The organism is Azohydromonas aeria, from assembly GCF_009760915.1.
Taxonomy (GTDB): domain Bacteria; phylum Pseudomonadota; class Gammaproteobacteria; order Burkholderiales; family Burkholderiaceae_C; genus Azohydromonas; species Azohydromonas aeria.
This window is the reverse complement of record NZ_VIDQ01000012.1, coordinates 104,656-121,736: the sequence shown is the minus strand read 5'-3', so window position 1 is coordinate 121,736 and position 17,081 is coordinate 104,656. Positions and strand designations below refer to the sequence as shown.

The window sequence follows — 17,081 nt, the reverse complement described above, 5'->3', positions numbered from 1 at the left end:
CGGGTCCAGCGCCGCGAGCTCCCGGCGGCGCAGTTCGGCCGTGTTGCCCTGCACCTGCAGCAGCCGCTGCTCCAGGCCCAGACGCTCGTTGCGCACCGCTTCAACCTGCTGCTCCCAGGCGTTCTGCACTTCGGCAAACACCGGCGCCAGCGCCAGCAACTGCGCATAGAGCTTGCGCCCGGACTCCTTCGTGAGGTCCTGCGCCTCCACGAGCTGGCGGTACGAATCCTTGGTTGCCGGCACCGACACGCCGAGTTCGCCAAAGCCCAACGCCAGGGACTTGCGCGCGGCCTCGATGCGCTCCTTGTCGGTGTAGATCGCGCCGATGTAGCCCTGCGCCAGGCCAGAAAGCGCGTCGCTGCCGCCGACTTCCTTGGCGACGCTGACGAACTCGGTGGTTGTCAGGCCCAGCGCAACGCCCAGCGTCTTGGACGCCGCGACGAGCTTGTTGACCTCCTCGACGGCCTGCACGATCGCATCCATCGACGGCTTCTCGCCGATGGACTTCAGCACCTCGTCGGCCCAAGCCGGCAAGTCGGCCTTGATGAGCGAGTCGCGGATCACGCGCGCCGCGTCGTCGGTGAACTGCTGCAGGCCCTTGCCGGCGTCCTTGGAGTAGCTGCGGCGGTAGAAGTCCGTCAGCACCTCGCCATCCGAGCCGGTGATGGTCAGCCGTCCCGCGCTGGGGTCGGTGTTGTCGCTGGCGAAGGCGCCGCGCACCGTGACCTTGCCGAGATTGAAGGTGTCCAGCGTGGCGCCGATCGTGCTGGAGACGCCGCGCACCAGTTCCTCGACGGCTCGCGCCATGTTGGTGTTGGTCGTCTGCCCCGGGCTCCAGACCCGGTTGAGGCGCCAGCCGTCATCGGCGTTGTCGATGACTCTGCCGCCTGTGCCGTTGCTCTTGATCTCGAATGCCGAGCCGACGTGCGGCGTGCCGGACTTGTCGAGCGCCTTGGCGATGGCGTAGATGGCCATGGCCGCGGCGACGTAGGGACCTGCGGCCGTGAGGCTGGCGCCGAGGGACGAGCCTGCGCTGATGCTGGAGCCGATGGCGGTCATGCCCGCCGAGTTGTAGGCCGCCGCTGCGGCAGCCGCCTGTGACGCCGACAGGCCGACGCCGGCGCCGTAGGCCGCCGTCGTGGCCGACCCGAACAGCGTCCCAGCCCCGGAAATCAGCCCGCTGGCCGTGCCGGCAAGCCCTGTGACGTTGCGGTACGCGGAGATGGCGTTTGCAGCGTTGCCCAGCGTGCCCATGAACCCGGAGCCGCCGCCGCCCGTGCCGGCACCACCCGGCGTGAAAGCCGACGCGAGGCTGCCAGACAGCGGCTGCATGATGGCCTGCACCACCGGGCGCAGCACCAGGTTGGCAAACAGGCGCTTCAGGCCCGCCGCCCCATCCTCGCCGGCATTCATGATGGCGTCGGTGAGGCTGCCGTTGATCTGGCCGGCGGTGCGCTCCCACTCCTGCTGGTAGATGCGGGTGCCGGCCTGCGCCGACTGCCTTGCGGCGTTCTCGTTCGCCGCGGCGATCAGAACATCCTTCTCGGCCTGCGAGCGGTCGAGCTTGTTGATGGCCTCGATCTCGCGTTGCAGGCGCAGCTTGATGCGCAGTTTCTCCAGTTCAAGTTGCCGCTGCTCGTTGGAGAGCCCGACCATCGCGACCTCGGCCTCGATCAGGGCCGCGTTGTCGTTCAGGTAGCGCTTTTGCTCGTACAGCGCGAGAGCGATGGCGTTCATCGCGTCCTCTTGCTGCCGGCGGTAGTCGGCTACGGCCTGTTCGCCCTCCAGTTGTTCCTCGTAGCCGAACTGGTTCGCACGCACCTTGGCAGCGTTGGTCTGGGCTTCCAGCGCGCGCCGGCCGCGCTCAAGTTCCTCGTTGAGCTGCTTCTCGTTGAGCGCCAGCGCGGCGGCGAGTTGCGCGCGCTCGGCCGGGTTGTTGATGCGGGCCTGCGCTGCCTGCTGCTCCAGCACTAGCGTCTGACGCTGCGCCAGCAGCCGGTCCATCTCCAGCTTGTTGAGCGCGTCGAGGGTCTGTGCCTCGTTGAGCGCGCCCATCGCACGTGCCTGGTTGATCTCGCCCTGCTTGCGCGCGATGTAGTCCATCCACTCCGCTTCTTTGGCGCGGATGGACACGGCGTTCTCGCCGGTGTCGTACTTCTGCTGGATCAACGCAATCCGACGCTGGCGCAGTTCCTCGATCTCGGCCAGCTTCTCGGTGTTGCCTGCGTTCAGTGCGGTGGCCGCTGCCGCTTGCTCGTTGGCCTGGGCGATCTCGCGCTGCAGCAGGATCTCACGGCGCAGCGCACCCTCGCTGTCCTTGAAAAACTGGTTGGTGAGCTCCACAGCCCGGGCTTCATCTCCCTGCGCCGCGGCGAGCCGGTTACGCAGGCGGATCTGTTCGTTCAGCAGATCGACCTTGGACTGCTCACGGTCGGCTTCCTTCTGCACCTGCTGGTCGCTCTTGACATCGAGGCCCAGCGTGAGGCGCCCGCCGCTGGGTGGCGCGTTCGGCGGCTCCGCGAGCCTCTTGCGCAGCCGTTCCAGATTCGCTTCAGCCTTCTTGAGCTGGTCTTCCAGCGTCTCCGGACGGCCCACGTTGAGCAGCGCGTCCCACATGCCCTTGGCTGCGTCGCGCACGCCGCGCGCGGCGCGCTCCACCAGGCCCAGTTGCTGCTCCAGCGCCTTGGCCTTGGCCGTCATCGCGATGGCGTAGGTCTCCTGCGCCAGCTTCGCGGCTTCGTCCTTGCGGCCCTGCTCCTCCAGCGCCTTGATCTGGTCGTAGACGGCGACGGTGAGGAAGCGGTACTGGTCGTTCAGGCGCAGGATGGCCTGCAGCGGGTCCTTGGCGAGGTCGGCGAACTTCCCGGCGGCATCCTCTGCCGACACACCCATCTCGCGCACCATGCGCACCACGGCCTCGCCGGCGACCTCCAGTTGCCCGGCGCCGACGCGGCCGGTGTTCACCAGGGCGGTGAGTGCCTTGGCAGCATCGCCCTGCGTGCCGACGCTGGCGGAAATCTCCCGCGCGTAGGCACGAAGCCGGTCCGAGCTGGTGCCGGCGGCATTGCCGCTGGAGATCAGCGCGCGCTCGAAGGCGTGCGCCTCATCCTGGCCCTTGAGGAAGGCCACGGCCAGCACCCCGGCGGCGGTGGCGGCCATCACAAAGGGATTGACGGCGAACCGCAGGATGCCGGCGCCCAGTTCCTTGATGCCGCCCAGCAGCCCCCTGAAAGCACCGTCCGCGCTGCCGAAGATGTCGCGGAGCTGGCCGCCCTGCTGAATCAGGATCGTGAACGGATCAACCCCGCCCTGAAGCTGCGTGATGATGTCCGTGATCTGGGGTGCCACCAGGGCCATCTGTTGGGCCGCGAGTCGGCTTTCCTTGCCGACGCCCGTGAAGCCGCGCTCGATCTTGGCGAGCTCATCCAGAATGGGCTTGGCATCGGCTTCCCGGCCCAGTGCCCGCGCCTTGGCCAGCATCTGGTCGTAGATGCTCACCGTGCCCTTGCCCATGTCCAGGCGCTGCTGAAGCTGGTTGATGAACGCTCGCCCCTTGTTTGCGTCCTCGGCGTCCAGCGCGGCGCTGCGCAGTTCGTACAGGCGCTGGATCTGCGCCTCCACCTGCGGCCCAACGCCGGCAAGCGATGCCTGGAAGCGCTTCTCGGCCACCTCCAGGTCCAGCAGTTCGCGCGCGGTGCGACCGGCTGCCAGCGCTTGCCGCTCCAGCGCCTGCACCTGGCTGTCGATCTGCGCGCGCAGTTGCGTCCCGCCTTGGCCGTTGGCGGCCAACTCCTCCGCCTGCAGCCGCGCGCGAGAGAGGTCGTACCAAAGCTGGATCTGCCGCTCTAACTCCGGCCCGACGCCTGCCAGCAGCGCCTGGTAGCGGCGCTCCGCGGCGTCGAGCTCCAGGATTTCCTGCTTGGTCAGGTTCGCGCGCTCGGCTTGGCGCACGAGCGCGTCGATCTGCGCGGTGGTCTTTTCCTTCAGCTGCGCAGCGCCCTGCCCCAGAGCTTGCGCTTCGTCTGCGGCGATAGCGGCCTGGCGCAGGTCATAGAAGGCCTGGATCTGCTTTTCCATGGCCGGACCGACGCCGGCCAGCGAAGCCTGAAAACGCTTCTCCGCCACCTCCAGTTCGAGCAGTTCGCGCGCGGTGAGCCTCGCCCGCTCGGCCTGGCGCACCATGGCCTCGATCTGCCCGGTGATCTTGGCCTTGAGCGATTCGGCGTCCTGGCCGCCGGCGGCACGTTCCGTCGCCTCAATGCGTGCAAGCGACAGGTCGTGGAACTGCTGGATCTGCTTTTCGACCTGCGGGCCGACGCCGGCGAGCGACGCCTGGTAGCGCTTCTCGGCGACATCCAACTCCAGCATTTCACGCGCCGAGAGGTTCGCGCGCTCGGCCTGCCGCTCCAGCGCTTGCACCTGCGCCGTGATCTTGGCGGTGAACTCGTCGCGCGTGGCCTGCATGCGGTCCACCTCGGCAGCACGCAGCCGCGCGCGCGCCAGGTTCTCGTAGTCCTGGATGGCGGACTCGACCTGCGGCCCGATGCCGGCGATCAGCGCCTGGTAGCGCTTTTCCGCGACCTCGATGGCCAGCAGATCCTCGGCCGTGGCCTTGGCCTTCTGGCCCTGGAGTTCGAGTGCCGCGGCCTGCTCGCGCACCTTGGCCGCGAAGGTGTCGATGCGGTCCTGTCGGTCGGACGCGGCCTTGGCCTGGCTCAGCCGCTCCCACTGCTTGATTTGCTTCTCGATCTCCGCGCTTCCGCCCAACGCGGTGAGCTGCTGCCGCTTGTCAGCCGCCTCCAGCGCGATCAGTGCCTCGGCCGATGCCTTGGCACGCTGAGCCTGCTTCTCCAGGCCGGCGATCGACTCAGCCAGGCCCTCGCCGAACTTCAGCCGCTTCTGCTGCTGCTCCAGTTCGCGCAGGCCTTCGATCAGCGGCTTCAGGCGCTCCGCGTCCAGGCCCGCGCGGGTGCCCAGCAGCGTCTCGAAGCCGCGCGCCGTCTGCTGCGGGCCGAGCTCGAAGCCGGCCTTCACCAGTGCCTGCGCCTTGACGACCTGATTGCCGAAGGCCTGGGTCTTGCGGGTCAGGTTCTCCAGCGTGACCTCGGCGCCGGACGCATCCGCGCCGATGAGCAGCGTGGCCTTCTGCTCTTGCGCGCGGCTGGCGCCGGAGGAGCCTTCTTCAGCCATGGATCAGTCCCGGTTTTCGGCCATCACTTCGAGGGCGGTTCGCGCCATCGTCGTGATGTCGTCATAGAGTTCGTCGAAGTCGTCGTCCGACAGCCCCATGCGGGCCATCAGCGCCAGCGGCACGGTCATGTCCAGGGCGTAGGGCCCGCCCATGCCGCAGCGCCACTGGTCGTTGCAGCGCATGTAGAGCCGCAGCGCCGGCCAGTTTTCTTCCCAGATTTCGGGGAACGGCCGCGCGACCAGTTCGGGCGTCAGGCCCCACCGCGCCAACTCCTCCACCTTGGGCGGAGGGGTGTGCAGTGCGCGCGCAGCCGCGATCAGTTTCCCGAGCGGCCGTCCTTGAGCGTTTCGCCGTAGACCTTGGCCACCGCCGGCACGGTGCCGGGGTACATATCGACCAGGCGCTGCGCGTTCTCCAGCGTGAAGTCCTCATCCAGGCCCCAGCCCTCGGCCACGTCGATGAGGTACTGCGCACCGCTCTCGTTGATGGCGTCCGCCAGGACCGCGTCGGTGACCGCGGGCGCCTCCGCCGGGGCTTCCTCGCCTTCGGCCGGTTGCGGGAACAACGCCTTGGCACGCTCGCGCGCGGCGGCGTTGTAGGCGTCCATGAACTTCGCAAACTCCTTGCGGGTGCGGTACTTGAAGATGAAGGACACCTTCGCATCCTCGCCCTCGGGCGTGGGGATGGCGACGGTCTTGGTGAACGGGCCCGGGCGGGCCGTCAGGGTGATCTTGGCGGGCATGGTGTTGTCGTTGGGTCAGGAAGAAAAAGCCGACCTGGAGCGACCAGGCCGGTGAAAGACCCGCCGCGGCGCGCGGCGGGCCACCCCGTGTTGTGAGCGCCTTACGAGGCGTAGCGGTTGAACTGACCCAGCAGCGAGACGGTGGCCTGCACCGTGTTGGCCTGGCCCTTGCGGATCTGCGGGGCGTCGTTGAAGCTGACGTTGCCGAACCAGTACGCGGGGCCCGAGCCCGGCATCAGCATCTTGAAGGGGCGCTTGGCCGTGCTGCGGCCCGCCACCTTCAGCGCGATCTGGCCCGTCAGCGCCGGGTCGTCGGCCAGCGTGATGGTGATGCTCATGGGGTTGAAGCCCGCCGGGAGGTTGATGTCGCGACGACGCGAGAGCAGGCCAACCGTCGCGAACTTCGGGTCGCCCCCGTTCATGGCGATGTCGGTGACCTGGGCCACCTCGGTCCAGCCGGTGATCTTCTGCAGCGAGCCGGTGTTGCTCGACGGGGCGAAGTAGCTGGTGTCGGTGGAGTCCAGCCCTTCCAGGCCCACGCTGGTGCTGAGCTGGTTGATGAGGCGGAACAGCGTGGCATCGCTCTCCTCCCACAGGGAGTTCAGCAGCACCTCGTCGCCGTTGACCAGTCCGTGGCCGGAGGCGATGGTGGCAACCGCCGGGCTGCCCGTGGAGAGCGTGGCGTTGATGATGGTCGTGGACACGGTGCCGATGAACAGCTTGGCACCATCCGGAATCGCGAAGGACACGATTGCTTCCTTTCCAGGGCTTGACAGCCCGCTAGACACTTGCCCGAGCGGGCATGAAAAAGCCCGGTCATGCGAGTGCATGCCGGGCTGGCCGATGCCCTTTCGGGCGAGAGAGAAACGAAAAAGCCCGCTCAAGGCGGGATAATTCAAGTTGCTAGTTGCGTGCGCTACGTCGGCGCAGGTCTGTCACACCAGCAGGAGAAATCCTGCTGCTCACCGAACATTCCCTGTTCAGGTTCATCCCGATCCATCATGGCGCCGCTCGGCCGCGCCACCATCGCCTCGGACGCGCGCAGCGCATCCTCGATCGCGAGCATCAGCAGGTAGACCTGCTCGCGCGAGTCGCCCCAGCAGTTCACCTGCACCAGCGCGTTGATCTTGGACGGCCGCGCGTTGTCCACGAAGCTCACCGCCTCGCCGCCGATCTGCTGGATGGTGACGAAGGGCCGCGGCGTGTCGTAGGCCGCCGTTCCATGGAATGCGCGCCCCTCCACGAGGGGCCCGATGGCCTCCAGCATGAGCACCGGGATCACAGGCCGCGCTCCGCGAGTTCTTCGGCCAGGCGCTCGTTGAAGCGCCGGTTCACGGCCTGCAGCGCCTGGTTCCACATCGCCGCGAAGGTGGGCCGGATGATGGGATAGCCCTGAATCCACTTCGGCTTGTCCAGGGGCACCCAGTAGTTGTACTGGTCCGTGCGGTCGCCGGTCTTCTTGCGCGGCGGGCGCGGCTTGGCCTTGCCCCAGGCATGCGGCTGGCGCATCGTCCAGAAGTTGCCGCCAGCATCGCGCGTCCAGCGGAAATACTGCCAGTGGCCGTTCTCGACGTTCCAGGCATGCGGCGCCTTGGCGTGGTTCCAGCTGACGGCGTAGATGGCCCGCATGTAGCCCGGCGAGGCCTTGCGGTCCGGGATGCTCCTGTCATGCGCGAACTGGTGGTAAATCGCCCGGCTGAAGTTGCCAGTCTGCGAGACGCCCCACTTCGCCGCCTGCGGCGTGTTGGCCGCGCGCCGGCGCGCCTCGTCGCGCAGTACCACGGCGCCGGCGCGGGCCGCGCCGCGCGTGGACGCCTCGACGGCCTCGCGCACGGACTGCACCTGCTTGAGCAGTGGCGCCGGGTCGAAGGAGAGGTTGAAGCTGTTTGCCATGCTCAGACCCTCACGCGCGCCAGCGCCAGGCGCAGTTCGTTGATCGACGGCTCGCCGACGACATCGAAGAACGTCGGCTCCTCGACCGCCGCGGTGTTGCCGGCGAGGTCTGTCACGATGGCGCCGAGGTTGTAGCGGCCCACGGGCTGCGGACCCAGCGGCAGCGTCCAGTTCCGCCCCGTGATCTGGAGCCCGTTGGCCGTCGTGTACTGGCCACCGTTGACGTAGACGACGATCTTCTCGCCGGCGCCGGCACCCCAGCCGCCGAAGATCGTCACGGCCTCGCCAACCCGATACACGGCCTTGCCGGACCCCAGCACCGGCACCTGCGGCGGCTTCGTGTCCACGGTGACGCCGACGGTTTCCGAGAACGGGCCGAACAGTTCCCCGTTGCGCACCCGCGCAGCCCACGCAAAGAAGCGGTCACCCCGGTCTGTGTCGCGGTAGCTCCAGGTTGTGCCGACCACGTCGGCGATGCCGGCAAGCACATAGCTCGTCGTCGAGACCCCGGTGTCGGGATCGACTTGCGTGAAGACGCGGCGGACCTCGACCTCTTCGTAGTTCGCAAGCACCCCGGAAATCGTGCCCTGCAGCAGCGGCGCGCCGTCGGGGGTGTAACCCCCGGGGGTGACGCCGCCGATCTGCGTGATCGCGACCGTCTTCGTCGGGGCCGGCACGCCGGTGACGTTGTTGACGGCCTGGTTCGTGAAGGCCGGCGCGAAGTTGCCGGCCGCGTCCTGGAACCGTAGCGTCCCGCTGGTCGGAGGTGAATAGCTGACCCGCACCTCGCTGCCGGCCAGCGCCGGCGTGCGCAGGTTGAGTTCCACGGCCCGCAGCACCACCAGCACGCTGCGTCCGTCCACGACGACCGGAGCGCCACCGATCGTGACGCTGTAGGCGCTGCGGTCCGGAATGAAGCCTGCAGCATCGGCGAACGGCACCGCATCGCGGTAGTAGATGCGCAGGATGTCGTTGTTGATCGTGGCGCGAACCAGCACGGGAGCATCCCTGTCGTACTGGAACGTGAGGATGTTGCTGGGCTCGCTCGGAATGCCCTGGAGCAACTGGCGCGCGATCACGGTGTTCTCCCCGGGCAGGGGTGTCGGCGGCGTCGCGCTCCAGCCGGAGAAAACGTCGCGCGCGTACTGCACCACGGCGCCGGCCACGAGGCCATCCACGGCCAATGCGGCGCTGTTCGTGTAGAGGTCGTCCCCGGCCTGGCCCGTGTCCGAGGCGAGTCGCAGCGTGGGGGCCGGCGGCGGCTGTGGCGCCCCGTCCTCAAGGGCGGCGGGAACGGCCGTGACAACGCCCGGAGTCATATTCTGGTAGTCGGGCCCAGGCGTATTCCACTTGTTGCGAAAGAAGTTGCGGATCTCGTTCCACGGCACCCAAGGTGTCGCCGTCGGCACCGCATCGGTACGCGCACTCCAGTTCACGTGGGTGGCGTGCAGGCCTTCCTTGAACATGCCGCGGAACGTGACCCCAGCCGTCGAACACCGCAGGTACATCTTCTCGATGGTGATGTCCGGCGCCACGATGCGCGCTGGCTTGCCGTTCTCGTCGGTGTTGGTGTAGTCCTCGTGGCTCTTGGTTTCGTAGTTGCCGGGCTGGTTCGAGGGGCTGATGGCCGTCAGACCCCGGGCGTTCTTGTAGTGCCAGAAAACGCCGGGCAGCGGCGGGTAGACGCTGGGCGGGCGCTCCAGCCCGAAGTCGTCCAGCCAGTTGTCGGGGCCACCGATCGCAGTGCCGGTGACAAGCATCTCCGCAGGAAGACCGGACTCGGCATCATTGATGACGGAGAAGCCGGCATTGTTCGGAAAGTTCAGGAAGTGGCAAAAGATCGTCGTCGGGAACGAAACCTTGGCCTGCGCGTGCACCTCGCGGTAGGCCAGCGCCATCTTGCGCTGCCGCGACACGGCATCGTCGCCGGCGGCTGTACCCGCAGGCACCGGGCCCCACGACGTTTCGTTGAGGTCCACCACGGACAGCGCCGGATGGCTGTCGATGGCCTGGCCCATGCGCTGCACCAGCTTCTTCAGCCGGTCCCGCACCGGGTTCAGCCACAGGGCGGGATGCTCGTTGCGAGGGACGAAGTTCCCCGAGCCTGCGGGCTGCTCGATCTGCAGCCAGTTGTAGACCCCAGGCCCGAAGCCGGCCTCATAACCGGCATTGCCGGGACGCAGGTAGTCCGGCGCGCCGCGCCCCCCGTTGAAGCCCTTGATCGTCAGGAACGCCCGCAGCTTCTTGCCGTAGCGCTCGCACGTCGCCAGGTCGGTGACGATGTCGCTGAAGTCGTAGCTGTCCTTCGTCGCCTCCAGGAAGCGCCACGTGTAGCGCTTCTGGATGCCGATGAGGTTGGGGATGTCCTTGATCTGCTCCAGGTGGCGGGTGAGGCCGCCGTCGTTCCACTGGTCCGGAAGGTTGACGTTGTAGAGGAGCACGTAGTGCCCGGGGAACCACTTGTAGCGCGTGGCCATCAGTACGGGTCCGTGACCAGGATGGCGAAGTCGTCCACCACGACCCAGTCGGCGCTCCCGGCGCTCATCTGCGCGTGCAGCCGCCACTGCAGGGTGTTGACGCTGACATCGGGCAGCGTGTCCGTGGTGGAGGCCGTCGTGATGCTGGAGCCGATCTGGCTGGTTTCGCCGCCGACGCCGTCAATCGCGCCGACGCGGCGGATGCGCGTTGCGGTCTCCACGCGCCAGTGCGTCATGAAGGCCCAGGAGCGGGACGTGGCCTGCAGCGTGAAGCCGAACGAGCCCAGCAGCGGGTCGGACGCCGTGCCGGTGGTGCCGACGCGCAGCCCGAAGGTCACCGCGTCGGTCTGGGTGTTGTTCCCCTTGCGGCCAGCCACCCAGATCCGCAGCCGGCCCGTGATCGGCAGCACGCCCCGGGGCATGGTGTAGGCGCAGCCCGCCAGCGCGTTCATGTTCGTGTTGCCGGGGGCCGCAGTCTGCCCGGCCACCGCGTTGAGCGCGAAAAGCCTCGTTTCTTCGACGAGGCCGCCGCGGAAGAACCTGATGCCGCCGCCCACGTCAGAAGGCCTCGCGGAAGGCGAACTTGGTCCCGGCCACGGAGCACAGGATGCGCAGTTCCGCGCCGGTGACCATGTTCTCCGGGCACACCCACTCGGCACCCGCAGGAACGGTGATGCACTCGTAGGGCACCGGGTTGGCGCCGCTGTCGATCCAGAAGTCCGCCCCGTCGGAGCCGAAGTTCTGGATCAGCCAGCCGCGCCGGGCCACGCGCACGGGGGCAAGCACCTGCACGACGTTGGCCGCGGTGATGACCTTGGTCTGCGGTCCGGCCCAGGTGCCGGTGGCCGGAACGATCTCGGCGGGGCCGGCTTCGAGCTGGGGTAGCTGGATGGGGCCAGGGATGAGCGCGAGTTGCATGCGAGACGTGTCCTGCTTCAGCCGATGGAAGTGAGGCGGCCGGCGCCGTCGTAGCCCAGTGCGACGGTCTTGCCGCCGCCGGTGATGGAGGTCAGGCGCGGGAAGTCGTCCACGGTGGCGTAGGCCATGGTGTAGGTCGTGCCGTTCGTCGTGACCGTCGCCAGGGTGCCGTCCGTGTTCCACGTCAGCGTTGCGCCGGCATCAAGCTCGGCCAGCGTGTCGAGGTCGGCCGCGTTGACCGTGAAAGTGACCTTCTTGGTGCCGCCCACGAATGCCACGGGCACCGCTGCAGAGCCGGCGCGCGGCGTCGTGCGCTCGAACGAGCCGGCGCCGAGGTAGGTGCCCTCGCCGGTTTCCCAGTCGCCGGTCTCCTGGCCGTTGTTGTCCACGGCCGCAATGCGGTAGGACAGCTTCGTGCCGGTGGCGACGCCCGTGGACTGCAGGGTGCGCCGGCCCGGGTACGGCGTCGGCGTGACCAGCGTGATGTTGCCGGTGCCGGTGCTCGCCGTGGTCTGCGCGACGGCATCGAGGAATAGCTTGGCCATGGGGCTCAGGTTCTCGGGTTGATCTGCTCGCAGGCGAGGTCGATGCGGTTCTCGCGGCGGTCCGCCAGCACGGCCTGGATGTCCCACACCGCGCCGGAGCCGACCTCGACCAGGCGCATGCCGGAATCGACGCCGGCGCGCCAGCGGATGCGAAACGACGCCCGCACCGTGGCCATGTCGGCGCCGGCCTTGACCTGCTCGACACCGACGCCGAGCTTGCGGTTGGCCCAGACCTGCGCGACATCGGCCCAGGCATCCTTCAGCGGCTGGCCGAACTTGTCCTTGGCGCCGCTGTGGCGCTGCAGGGCCACGCGGGTGTCGAAGTCGGCGCCCATGGTCAGCCGTAGACCTTGAAGCCCTCGATGAGCCCGCATAGGTACGGCAGGGCCTGGAGGTTCCCGGCGCTCAGCGCCGAGGGGTTGTCGTAGAACGAGCGTGCGTGCAGCTGCACCCACTGCCGGATCGCGGCCGGCACCTGCGCCGGCTCGGTGCCGTAGCCGGCCACGTAGCGCACCCGCACGGCGTTGACCTCGTCGGCGGTCTCCGGCCAGGCCTTGCCGCGCGCGGGCACGAGCCACGCCGGCGCGAAGTCGTTGGCGTTGTCGAGCACGTAGTCCTGCGGGTCCAGCGTGAGCACTTCGCCGTCCGGGGCGACGAACTGCAGCGACAGCACGCGCTGCACGCGGGGCCACTCCAGGCGCACGGCGCGGCTGAAGCCGTCGGTGCGCATCTCGTAGCCGGTTTCCAGCAGCGTGCGCGCCATCTCCTTTTCGGCGAGCTCGCGCGCGGCGGCCAGCGCCAGCGTGATGACGCTGTCGGCCTCGGCGTCGTCGCACTTGAGGAAAGCGCGGGCCTCCTCCAGCGTGAAAAGCTCGCGTGCCGGCTCGGCAATCTTGATGGTGGACATCGGGTGCTATCGCCTCGGCCGCCAAGTGGGGCGGTGTTTTGGAGAAAAGCCGCAGCCACTGGGTGCGGGGACGTAGCTTCCTTCCGCGATGCTGGCCGACAGACCGACAGCCATAGTTTGCGTGAACGACACCAACGCTCCGCGCAGTACCGCATGCATGGCAGCACCTTCGACGCGCAGAGGTGCATGACGTGCTGGCGACTCGGTCTGCTGCAGCACCCGGATCTGTGCTGACAGGGCAACGCTTGAGCTGTGGGTGACCAGCGCTGCCGCGCTCAGGACTGCCGTTGTGACATTCGCGGATGAGGCAACAGCGGCACTTATTGGCAGGGAGGCCAAACTGTGTGCAGCCAGCACCGCTGCGCTGAGTAGCGCGGCCACTGAAGTGCTGGCGACTGGAGCCGCCGCAGCCTCTGGCTGCTTCACGTACCAAACCGGCGCGGTGTAGCCGAGGTCGCGCAGGGCTGGCCAGTTGGCTGCCCCGGTCATGCGGGCATAGCCTTCGGCGGCACCAGCAACGCCGTGCCGCATCGCGTAGACGATGCCGGGCTGCAGCCAAGTCCAGTATCCCGTCGGCAGAGTTGGTACAGCCGAGCCATCGCCGCGGAGGTTGCCCACCTCCCCGGGGTTGGGCTCCCCCAAAGTGTCCGCATAACACTCGCCCCAGTTGGCGTACCAAGGGCCTTCCCCGGTGTCGTAGTTCGGTGCGTTGGCCGGAGCGATGGAGATGGTGAACTGTGCCGCGTCGCGGTACAGGAACTCTGTGGGATCGGTGCCCCCCAGGCGCCCGACAATAGACTGAGCCTTCCACTCGAAGCAGGCGGCAAACTTGGCCTGGTTGTTTATCGGCAAATCCAGCGTGAGCCCATAGCCCCAGGACGCAGTCACGTAGTCCTGCATCCATGCCGCCTCGAAATACTTGCTGTCGTTGAGCGAGTACGAGGAGCCGGCCGCAGGAGCAGACGGGAACGGCGAGTCCACCAAGAGCGTTTTGGCCACGTTGTCATAGGCGATGACGGTGCGTGAATTGCCGCCGGTGGTAAGCGTCCAACCCACAGGACTCTGCGCTAATGCAAAGCCCGCCGGCATCTGGATCAAGGTGGCGGTTGAACCCGCAGCCACGGAGCCGGTTGCGCCCGTGTAGTCGGAATACGGTTGCACCCAACCTTGAGGATTGCTGGGTTGGGCAACGTAGCGCCCGTGCAGGTAATCGACGTTGTGCTGGGTAGATGCAATGAACTCGGCATGCAGCGGGTCTTCTGCCGGCGTGACGGATGCAGCCTGGCACAGCGTTCGCATCGCCCAGCCGGAGCCGCGCGTCGTATTGGCGCCAGCCTGGGACAGGAACAATCCCTTTGCGAACTGCCGCGTTGCGTCGATCTGCTTGAGGTAGTTCAGGGTCGCCGCAAACTGCAACTGCTCCAAGTGATAGAACCGGCCAGTAACAAGGTAGGCCATGTAGCCCACGCTCGGATGATGGGACGATGCCCACGTCGCCGGCGTCGCGCCTCCTGGCTGTGGCGTGTAGTCGTTAAGCGTGCTGTGTCCCGCACTGCTGACACCGGAGTTGGTGGCGTTCAGGCAAAGGCCGGGGTGGGCGCTGAAACGGATCGGGCGCTGCGTCGTCTCGTCGCGGTAGTGCATGCCGTAGCGGCCGGCACTGTACGCATTGCGGATCAGGGCCTCGTAGGGCTTGGCGCTGCCAGGGCACGTGAGATAGAGAACATCCCATTCTGGTATCAGGCCGATTGATGGACTGTAGCCGGCCGCACCCATGCCCGTGGGGTAGTTGCCTTGCTGAAGCGGCGTGTACGTCGCCGGCAGCGAGGCAACGATGTCCTGGCTTGGCGGCACCGTGGGCCAGTACGTGGGCACCATCTCCGTGGCCTGGAAGTAGGCCAGGTCGTGCTGCGGTGTCACGCGCGGATCGGCACCAAGCCAGTATGAGAGCTCGGCACCACCGCGCGGCGACGATGCACCGATGAGCGGCGTGCGGCAGTGATGCGGCAGGTCGATGGCCTGCGAGAAACGCTGTGTCGAGCCGATCGTTACGGTGTACGTCGCGCTCTTGTTCGTGGGTGCGGCCACATGCACGTAACCGTTCTCGATCCACGGGAGGATCTCCACCTGCCCAGTCGCAAACAACCGCACCTCCAGCCAAGCCACGAGGTGCGCATCGGAGCCCACGGGCTTGCGGTAGATCCACGACGACATCCGGTGGCCGGACACCCATGCAACATCGGGTCCGCCCTGACTCCAGTCCAGCGGCGCGTCCCAGTCAGTGCCAGCCCAGGATGCAGCGCCGAGCACACCGCAGTCGATGGTGACGGCCGCGCCGGTGGCGCGCAGTTCCGCTGTCGTGAGCACCGCACCTGTGGCGGCCGTGCCCAGGGAAAGCGTTAGTGTCGCCGCTGTGGTGGAGACATTGGCAGTCCCAGCCACCACCGCAAAGCGCAGAGAGCCGTCGGACCAATAGGCTTTCGGTGTGACTTGGGCATCTGCACCAGAGACTACGACGGTGCTGCCAGCCGGCACGCTGCCGCGCTTGAAGACCTGCCCAAGCACGAACGGCGCTGCGGCCTGCGTGCTGGCACTGGTGAGCGTGAAGGCCGTCAACACAACTGCGCTCCGGCAAACTCCGCAACCATGGTCAGGCCGCCTCCACCGTCACCGGACCGTGCCAGCCGGAGTGATCCTGCGAGGGGTCGCCGCTTGCATTGCCTTCGACCAAGTAGCCAATTTCACCCGGGCTCAGGGTGCTGGCGCCAACATCAATGTCAAGCATGCCGCCTGCGTCAGTGGCCACCCCGGTGACGACGACGCTCGGCGCTTGCAGCAGAATCACTTCCGGCTGATCGAAGAAGGCCACCGATAGGCCGGCGAGATTGGCAGCCGGCTGGCCACCAAGCGTACGCAAGATTAGGCGCACGCGCTTGGGCATCACGCTGCTGGCAGACCCAACGTAACCGGAAAGGATGGCGGACTGCACACCGGCGACGCTGACTGCGGCCGAGACCGCGGCGACAGCGGACTGCGTGGTCGCAAGCGCCTCAGCGCCGAGCGGATACTGCGCAAGGGAACCGACTCCCAGCATGTCAGCTCCCCGTCACTGTGCCAGACCACGGCTGCAGCGGGCTGCCGAGCGTCGTGCTCGCCGTGCCCGTGCCCACCGAGTACCCGTCGTTGTCATAGACGCAGTTGGCCGCCGTGAACGCGATGGCGCCCGCGCGCTTGCCTGCCGGGTTGGCATCGGTGCCCCACACCGGGTCACACGGCGCATCCGTGACGGCATGCGTGAGCGTCACCGTGCCGGCAGGCGCGCTGGCAAGCGTCAGCGTGATCGTCGTAGGGCTGGTGATGGCCGTCGCGCTGATCGTTGCCGTCGCTCCGTTGTCGAACACCCGGAACCCGCTCAGGCTCGCCCCGGTGCCGCCCGCGCCGTCCTGCAGCGCATTGCCGCCCGCGTGCGCGACGGTCACGGTGATGACTGCGCCGCTGCGCGTGGCGCCCGTGATGCGCGGGCCTGCGCCACTGCCACCGCGCCCGGTGTTTGCGATGCCCAGCGCCGCGAGCGCCGACTTCGCCACGCGCCGGCCGTGCCGGTTGTAGCTCTCGCCCGTGGGATGAACGCTGTCATTCGCCCCCGTGGAAGCGTCGTAAGCGTTGCATGCCAGGAACGCGCCGGGCGTGTTGGTCGCATAGTCCACCTGCGCGAGCCGCAGCTTGCCGAAGTCGCCTTCGAGCGAGCCGCTGAACTTCCCGGGCCCCGTGGAAATCACGCCGAATTTGAACGTCGCAGCATCAACGCCGGGTAGCGCCAAGCACTGCGCATGCACCTGCGCGAGTTTTTCTCTGTACGTCGTCGCCGACATGTCGGCTGCATCGGTGGGGCCTTGATACCAGATGACCATTTTCAGCGGCACGCCGGACGCCTGCACTGCGGCCGCAAACGTTGCCCAGTTGGCCCCCGCGCCAACCCAAGAGTTGATGCTCGATGCGCCCACTGCGCGCTCGATCAGGCACACATTGACGCCGAGCGCAGCGGCGATTGCATTGCCCAGGTAGACCGGAGCATCGCCACGGTAGCTGGGCTGTGTCGTCGTTGTGCCGGGCACCCCGGTGTACGGGGACGGCGTGCCTGGTGCCCCGTTGTCGTTGTAGTTGCCGAACCGAACCCGCGTGTTGCTGTTGCGTAGAAAGTGGGTCAGTCGGGAGTCGGCTAGAGGGCTGACCAGTGGCGTGCTGGGCCAGTTCGCCATTTCCGACTGGCCGATCAGTCCGATGCCGAAATCCGTGCCTGGAGTCACGGGCGGCGGCGTGGCGGCACCGCTGCCCGTGCTGCTGATGATGGAGCCAAGCAGGGCGCCGCGCTTGCGCAGGGCTGGGCCTGTTTTGCGGAGTGCCATGG

General features: G+C 67.6%; 15 protein-coding genes. All 15 read right to left on the bottom strand.

What is annotated here, in order from left to right:
* Positions 1-5,190, bottom strand: a 5,190-nt coding sequence (locus FJ694_RS10270) for a phage tail length tape measure family protein (protein ID WP_157266648.1), incomplete at its 3' end; no start/stop codon positions are given.
* 3 nt (positions 5,191-5,193) lie between these two features.
* Entirely contained in the window at positions 5,194-5,469 is a 276-nt protein-coding gene (locus FJ694_RS10265) for a DUF1799 domain-containing protein (protein ID WP_157266646.1), read from the bottom strand.
* A 38-nt stretch (positions 5,470-5,507) separates the two neighbouring features.
* The gene (locus tag FJ694_RS10260) at positions 5,508-5,933 is read right to left on the bottom strand and encodes a phage tail assembly chaperone (RefSeq protein WP_157266644.1); all 426 of its coding nucleotides are present in this window, start codon (positions 5,931-5,933) and stop codon (positions 5,508-5,510) included.
* Between the two features lie 101 nt (positions 5,934-6,034).
* On the bottom strand, positions 6,035-6,682 hold the full coding sequence (locus FJ694_RS10255; RefSeq protein WP_157266642.1) for a phage tail tube protein: 648 nt from the start codon (positions 6,680-6,682) through the stop codon (positions 6,035-6,037).
* Positions 6,683-6,849: 167 nt separating this feature from the next.
* Positions 6,850-7,215 (bottom strand): tail completion protein gp17, encoded by a 366-nt coding sequence (gene gp17 / locus FJ694_RS10250; RefSeq protein WP_157266640.1) that lies wholly within the window; start codon positions 7,213-7,215, stop codon positions 6,850-6,852.
* Positions 7,212-7,826 (bottom strand): hypothetical protein, encoded by a 615-nt coding sequence (locus FJ694_RS10245; RefSeq protein WP_157266638.1) that lies wholly within the window; start codon positions 7,824-7,826, stop codon positions 7,212-7,214. The genes gp17 and FJ694_RS10245 overlap by 4 nt, the downstream gene beginning before the upstream one ends.
* Positions 7,827-7,828: 2 nt before the next feature.
* A complete protein-coding gene (locus tag FJ694_RS10240; protein WP_157266636.1) occupies positions 7,829-10,303 on the bottom strand; it encodes a SwmB domain-containing protein in 2,475 nt (824 codons plus the stop codon).
* Positions 10,303-10,755 carry a hypothetical protein gene (locus FJ694_RS10235; protein ID WP_157266634.1) on the bottom strand — a complete coding sequence of 151 codons (453 nt, stop codon included), beginning with the start codon at positions 10,753-10,755 and terminating at the stop codon, positions 10,303-10,305. Before FJ694_RS10235 ends, FJ694_RS10240 begins: the two co-directional genes overlap by 1 nt.
* Before the next feature lie 106 nt (positions 10,756-10,861).
* A complete protein-coding gene (locus FJ694_RS10230; protein WP_157266632.1) occupies positions 10,862-11,221 on the bottom strand; it encodes a hypothetical protein in 360 nt (119 codons plus the stop codon).
* A 17-nt stretch (positions 11,222-11,238) separates the two neighbouring features.
* A complete protein-coding gene (locus FJ694_RS10225; protein ID WP_157266630.1) occupies positions 11,239-11,766 on the bottom strand; it encodes a hypothetical protein in 528 nt (175 codons plus the stop codon).
* A 5-nt stretch (positions 11,767-11,771) separates the two neighbouring features.
* Entirely contained in the window at positions 11,772-12,101 is a 330-nt protein-coding gene (locus FJ694_RS10220; RefSeq protein ID WP_157266628.1) for a phage head closure protein, read from the bottom strand.
* Positions 12,102-12,103: 2 nt separating this feature from the next.
* Complete coding sequence (locus FJ694_RS10215) at positions 12,104-12,673, bottom strand: head-tail connector protein (protein WP_157266626.1); 570 nt, start codon at positions 12,671-12,673, stop codon at positions 12,104-12,106.
* Between the two features lie 6 nt (positions 12,674-12,679).
* Positions 12,680-15,289, bottom strand: a complete 2,610-nt coding sequence (locus tag FJ694_RS10210) for a hypothetical protein (protein WP_157266624.1) — start codon at positions 15,287-15,289, stop codon at positions 12,680-12,682.
* Between the two features lie 34 nt (positions 15,290-15,323).
* Positions 15,324-15,767, bottom strand: coding sequence for a hypothetical protein (locus FJ694_RS10205; RefSeq protein ID WP_157266622.1), 444 nt, complete (start codon positions 15,765-15,767; stop codon positions 15,324-15,326).
* Position 15,768: 1 nt separating this feature from the next.
* Positions 15,769-17,079, bottom strand: coding sequence for a sialate O-acetylesterase (locus tag FJ694_RS10200; protein ID WP_157266620.1), 1,311 nt, complete (start codon positions 17,077-17,079; stop codon positions 15,769-15,771).
* Positions 17,080-17,081: the final 2 nt, after the last annotated feature.

Coding starts and splice junctions, on each gene's coding strand:
- FJ694_RS10260 (WP_157266644.1), bottom strand. CDS start 5,933: ATGCCCGCCAAGATCACCCTGACGGCCCGCCCGGGCCCGTTCACCAAG.
- FJ694_RS10245 (WP_157266638.1), bottom strand. CDS start 7,826: ATGGCAAACAGCTTCAACCTCTCCTTCGACCCGGCGCCACTGCTCAAG.
- FJ694_RS10240 (WP_157266636.1), bottom strand. CDS start 10,303: ATGGCCACGCGCTACAAGTGGTTCCCCGGGCACTACGTGCTCCTCTAC.
- FJ694_RS10235 (WP_157266634.1), bottom strand. CDS start 10,755: ATGAACGCGCTGGCGGGCTGCGCCTACACCATGCCCCGGGGCGTGCTG.
- FJ694_RS10230 (WP_157266632.1), bottom strand. CDS start 11,221: ATGCAACTCGCGCTCATCCCTGGCCCCATCCAGCTACCCCAGCTCGAA.
- FJ694_RS10225 (WP_157266630.1), bottom strand. CDS start 11,766: ATGGCCAAGCTATTCCTCGATGCCGTCGCGCAGACCACGGCGAGCACC.
- FJ694_RS10220 (WP_157266628.1), bottom strand. CDS start 12,101: ATGGGCGCCGACTTCGACACCCGCGTGGCCCTGCAGCGCCACAGCGGC.
- FJ694_RS10215 (WP_157266626.1), bottom strand. CDS start 12,673: ATGTCCACCATCAAGATTGCCGAGCCGGCACGCGAGCTTTTCACGCTG.
- FJ694_RS10205 (WP_157266622.1), bottom strand. CDS start 15,767: ATGCTGGGAGTCGGTTCCCTTGCGCAGTATCCGCTCGGCGCTGAGGCG.
- FJ694_RS10200 (WP_157266620.1), bottom strand. CDS start 17,079: ATGGCACTCCGCAAAACAGGCCCAGCCCTGCGCAAGCGCGGCGCCCTG.